The sequence below is a fragment of the Actinosynnema sp. NPDC059797 genome (assembly GCF_042732085.1).
GTDB lineage: Bacteria > Actinomycetota > Actinomycetes > Mycobacteriales > Pseudonocardiaceae > Actinosynnema.
In genome coordinates this window covers 1-4,885 of sequence record NZ_JBHWIE010000465.1, presented here as the reverse complement: position 1 = coordinate 4,885, position 4,885 = coordinate 1, and the positions used below count along the sequence as shown (strand labels likewise).

Sequence of the window (4,885 nt, the reverse complement as noted above, 5' to 3'; positions counted from 1 at the left end):
GCGGACCGGTCCGGCACGCGCAAGGAGATGCTGCTCGCGGGCATGGCGTTCGTGCTGCTCCAGGGCGCTACGTCGGTCGGCGTGGCGGCGATGCCGCTGTTCATCACCGAGGACCTCGGCGGCACGCTCGCCGACTCGGGCGTGGTGCTGGGCCTGTGCGCGGCGCTGGAGATCCCGCTCATGCTGGCCTTCGGCGCGCTGGCGGTCCGGCGCGGCCAGCGGGTGCTGGTGCTGTCGGGCGGCGTGGTGGCGCTGGCCTACTACGCGGTCCTGCTGCTGGCCCAGGAGACCTGGCAGGTGATGGCCGCGCAGGCGCTGCACGCCGTGGTGATCTCCGCGGTGATGGGGCTGGGCATCTCCTACTTCCAGGACCTCGCCCCGGACCGCCCCGGTTACGCCACCACGCTCTACACCAACACCTACAAGATCAGCTCCATGCTGTCCGGGCCGCTCCTGGGCGCGGCGCAGCACTTCGGCTACCGCTCCGCCTACGGCATGGGCCTGGTCATGTCGGTGCTGGGCCTGGTGCTGCTGCTCGCCGCCCGGCGCCGGTGAACGGTGTGCTACGAAAGGCGGCTCTTCGGTAACCGAGGGTGAACCGACCGTTCGGTTTGCGCTGATCGAGCGGTTCTCCGCGAAAATCGGGTCACTTCGCCACGAGCGTTGCTAAACCTTGCTCGGGGGAGGTCGCCATGCCGAGAGGTTTCTACACCGACGCCAAGGGACGCGTGCGCCCGGTGGCGGGTCGGGGCGGCCGGGCCAAGCCGGTGCTGCTGGCGGGGCTGGTCGCGCTCAGCGCGATGGGGTACGGGGGAGCGGTCGGGCTGAGCGAGGGCGGTGGCGCGGGCGGCGCGGGCCTCGGCCTGACCGCGCGCAAGGCCGCGAGCGAGGACCGGGCGCGGGAGGGCGACGCCGAGGGCGCCTGGCAGGAGATGGGGCTGCGCGGGCTCGAGCGGACGGACGAGCAGCCGGCCGAGTGCGCCGCCGCCTCGTTCGGCGAGGTGCGGGACTTCCTGCGGGACACCGGATGCGTGTCGATGGACCGGGTGCTGTTCGCGGTGGGCGACGGCACGGGCAACACCGCGGTCGTCGCGGTGGCCTGGGTGGAGTTCGCCTCGCGCGGTGACGCCCGCCGGTTCCAGGACCTCGTCGACGAGCCGGGCTCCGGTGACGTCGAGCCGCTGGGCGCGGGCGCGCTCGGGCTGGCGGAGGTCGCGTTCTCCGGGGAGAACTACGGCTCCGAGCGGTACCGGGGCACGGTGACCGTGGCGGCGGCGGAACTCGCCTCCGGGTACCTCACGCCGGAGGTGCTGGACGCGTTGGCGGAGGTGGCGGCGCTGCTGCCCCGGTAGCGGGTGGCTCGGTAGCGGGTGGCTCGGCGGGCGCGGGTTCGGCGGGTGCGGGTCGCTCCGGCGTGGTGAACTCCGGTTCGGCGAAGTGCGCCCGCCGGGCTGCGCGGCGCAGCGTGCGCAGCAGCACCGGCCCCGTCAGCAGCACCAGCACGGTGGTGGTGATCGCGCGGCCGACGTCCCAGCCCAGCGACGTCGCCAGGCTGAACCCGACCAGCCGGACCAGGTTGTCCAGGAGCGGCCCACCCGGCTGGTAGGACAGCGACGTGCTCGCCGCGCCCAGCGCGAACGGCCAGAACGACAGGTTGAGCAGCAGCCCGTACACCAGGGACGCCACCGCGCTGTACGCGGTCAGCAGCACCAGTTCAGCCCGGCCGCGCAACGGCGGCAGCAGCCCCGCGCCCAGCGCGACCCACGCCGCGCCCAGCATCTGGTACGGCAGCCACGGCCCGGCGCCCCCGGTGAGCAGGGCCGAGGCGAACAGCATGGTGTTGCCGAGCACGAACCCGAAACCGGGGCCGAACACCCGCCCGCCCAGCACCAGCAGGAAGAACACCGTCTCGATGCCGGCCGTGCCCGCCCCGAGCGGCCGCAGGGCCGCGCCGAGGGCGGACAGCACGCCCAGGGCGGCGACGGCCTTGGCGTCCAGGCCGCCCTCGCCCAGCTCCGCCAGCACGACGGCCAGCACCAGCGGCAGCAGCAGCGCGAACAGCCATGGACCGGAGGCGCTCCGCGCGAGGGCCGCGTCCGCGGAGACCAGCAGCGGCCAGCCGAACGCGGCCGCGCTGATCAGCGCCGCGACCACGAGGGCGAGCGCGGCGCGGGGGCGGACGCGGACGGGAGCGCCGGTCACCGGGCCGCCAGGGCGTCGCGCACGTCCGACACCGTCAGCCACGGCTGGGGCGCCAGCACCTTCGCCACCTGGGGCGAGAACACCGGCGAGGCCGTCACGACCTCCGCGGTCGGCCCGTCGGCCACCACCTCGCCGTCGGCGAGCACCACCACGCGGGTCGCGTACTCGGCGACGAACTCCACGTCGTGGGTCGCGAGCACCACCGCGTGCCCCCGCTCGGCCAGGTCGCGCAGCGTCGCGGCCAGCCGGGTCTTGGCCGGGTAGTCCAGCCCGCGCGTCGGCTCGTCCAGCAGCACCACCCGCGGCGACGGCGTGAGCGACACCGCCAGTGCCAGCGCCAGGCGCTGACCCTCGGACAGGTCGCGCGGGTGCCGGTCGTCCGGGATGCCCGGCGCGAGCCGGTCCAGCAGCTCCCGGCACGTGCCCGCGGGCCGGTCCGACTCCCGGTCGGCCTGGGCGCACTCGGCGCCGACCGCGTGCAGGTACAGCAGGTCGGCGGGCTGCTGCGGCACCAGCCCGACCACGGCCCGGCGCGGCCCCGGCTCGAGCGACGCCGGGTCGGTCCCGGCCACCCCGACCGCGCCGCCGGACCGCTTGCCGGTGCCCTGCGCCGCCCACAGCAGGCTCGACTTGCCCGAGCCGTTGCGACCCATCAGGGCCACCCGCTCGCCGGCGCCGACCGCCAGCGACACCCCGCGCACGGCGTCCGCGGCGGAGTACCGGACGCGCAGGTCGGTCACGCGCAGCAGCTCGCCCCCCGGTGCCACGGGCGCCGCCGGCGGCGCGGCGAGCCGTTCGCGCAGCGGTCCGGCCAGGCGCCGGGCGTCCCGGATGGACACCGGCACCGGCTGCCACCCGGCGAGCTGCCCCAGGCGCACCACCGGCGGCGCGACCGGCGCGTCGGCCAGCACGGGACCGGGCGGCCCGGCCACGGGCGCGCGCCCGCCGCCGGGCAGCCACACCACGCGGTCGGCGTACTGGGCCACCCGCTCCAGCCGGTGCTCGGCGATCAGCACGGTCATGCCCAGGTCGTGGACCAGCCGGTGCAGCGCGGCCAGCACGTCCTCCGCCGCGCCGGGGTCCAGCGCGGAGGTCGGCTCGTCCAGCACCAGCACGCGGGGGTGCGCGGTGAGCGCCGCGCCGACCGCCACGCGCTGCTGCTGCCCGCCGGACAGGGTCGCGAGCGGCCGGTGCCGCAGCTCGGCCAGCCCCATCAGGTCGAGCGTCTCCTCGACCCGCTTGCGCATCACCGCGTCCGGCAGCGCCAGCGACTCCATCGAGTAGGCCAGCTCCTCCTCGACCGAGTCGGTCACGAACCCGGCCTGCGGGTCCTGCGCCACCAGCCCCACCACGTCGGCCAGCTCGCGCGGCGGGTGGGTGCGGGTGTCGCGGCCGTCGACCAGCACCCGACCGGCGAGCGTGCCGCCGGTGAAGTGCGGCACCAGCCCGTTGACCGCGCGCAGCAGCGTCGACTTGCCCGAGCCGGTGCGCCCGACCACCAGGCACAGCTCGCCCTCCGGCACCTCCAGGTCCACGCCGGACAGCGCGGGCGCGGCGGCGTCGCGGTAGGTGACGGAGACGTCCTCGAACCGGATCATGCCTTCTTCCCGTGAACGTTCTTCTGGCGGACGACCACCACGGGCGCGAGCGCGCACAGCAGGCCGAGCGCGGGCACCAGCGGCAGTTCTGGCGCCACCAGCGGCACGGTGCCCGGCGTCAGCGCCGCACCGCCCAGCCCGGCCGGCGCGAGGTACGTCGCCAGGGCCGCCACCAGCCCCGACGCCACCACCAGCAGCTCGCGCGGACCCCAGGTGTCCGGCCGGTACCGGCTGCGCCGCACCCGCCGCGACCCGGTCCACAGCCCGGCGACGGCCAGTGCCGCGCCGACCGCCAGCACCGGCGCGCCCGCCGCCGGCGGCGCGCTGCCGTCGAGCAGCCCGTACGCGCCCACGCACAACCCGCACAGCCCGCCCAGCACCAGCACGCCGGTCAGCGCGCGCGCCGACGCCGACACCCCGGCCCGGCGGCCGTACCCGCGCGAGTCCATCGCCGCGGCCAGCACCAGCGACCGCTCGAACGCGTCCTCCAGCACGGGCACCATCAGCACCCGCACCGCCTTCACGCCGCGCACCACGTCACCGCGTAGCACCCGGGCCCTGCGCACCGAACGCGCGCTCGCCACCAGTTGCGGCGCCACGGTCAGCGCCACCACGACCGCCACGCTCACCTCGTACAGCGCGCCCGGCAGCGACCGCAGCAGCCGCTTGGCGTTGGCCAGCGCGTTCGCCGCGCCCACGCAGCACAGCAGGGTGGCCAGCTGGAGCCCGTGGCACAGCGCGGACACCAGCCCCTCGGCGCTGACCGGGCCGCCCAGCCGGATGCCGCGCGCCCACTCCGGCAGCGGCACCGAGGGCAGCGCGACCAGCACCGTGGGCCCGGCGGCCCCGCCGAGCAGCACGTGGAACACCACCCGGATCGCGATCACCGCGAGCCCGAACTTGAGGAACACGCCGTAGGCGCCCGCCCACGGCACGTCCTGGCGGCACGACACGGCCACGTACCCGGTCACCGCGACGACGAGCGCCAGCAGGACCGGGTTGGTGGTCCGCGTGGCGACGGCGGCCAGGCACAGCGCCCACAGCCACCACGCGCCGGGGTGCGGCGTCACCCGGCCGCCCCGGCG

5 protein-coding genes are annotated in these 4,885 nt (G+C 76.4%); 2 read left to right on the top strand and 3 right to left on the bottom strand.

Annotated elements, in window-relative coordinates:
• Positions 1 to 555: MFS transporter (locus ACFV4N_RS39815; protein ID WP_499677864.1), on the top strand; the 555-nt coding region annotated here is incomplete at its 5' end.
• 137 nt (positions 556 to 692) lie between these two features.
• A complete protein-coding gene (locus tag ACFV4N_RS39810; protein ID WP_499677863.1) occupies positions 693 to 1,352 on the top strand; it encodes a hypothetical protein in 660 nt (219 codons plus the stop codon).
• On the opposite strand, the gene ACFV4N_RS39805 is transcribed toward ACFV4N_RS39810, so the two are convergent.
• The 3 genes from ACFV4N_RS39805 to ACFV4N_RS39795 are packed head-to-tail and all read right to left on the bottom strand — an operon-like array spanning position 1,297 to position 4,870.
• The gene (locus ACFV4N_RS39805; protein ID WP_499677862.1) at positions 1,297 to 2,202 is read right to left on the bottom strand and encodes an ECF transporter S component; all 906 of its coding nucleotides are present in this window, start codon (positions 2,200 to 2,202) and stop codon (positions 1,297 to 1,299) included. The two genes, ACFV4N_RS39810 and ACFV4N_RS39805, sit on opposite strands and share 56 nt — an antisense overlap.
• Positions 2,199 to 3,800, bottom strand: coding sequence for an ABC transporter ATP-binding protein (locus tag ACFV4N_RS39800; RefSeq protein WP_499677861.1), 1,602 nt, complete (start codon positions 3,798 to 3,800; stop codon positions 2,199 to 2,201). Before ACFV4N_RS39800 ends, ACFV4N_RS39805 begins: the two co-directional genes overlap by 4 nt.
• Complete coding sequence (locus tag ACFV4N_RS39795) at positions 3,797 to 4,870, bottom strand: CbiQ family ECF transporter T component (protein ID WP_499677865.1); 1,074 nt, start codon at positions 4,868 to 4,870, stop codon at positions 3,797 to 3,799. Before ACFV4N_RS39795 ends, ACFV4N_RS39800 begins: the two co-directional genes overlap by 4 nt.
• Positions 4,871 to 4,885 lie beyond the last annotated feature (15 nt).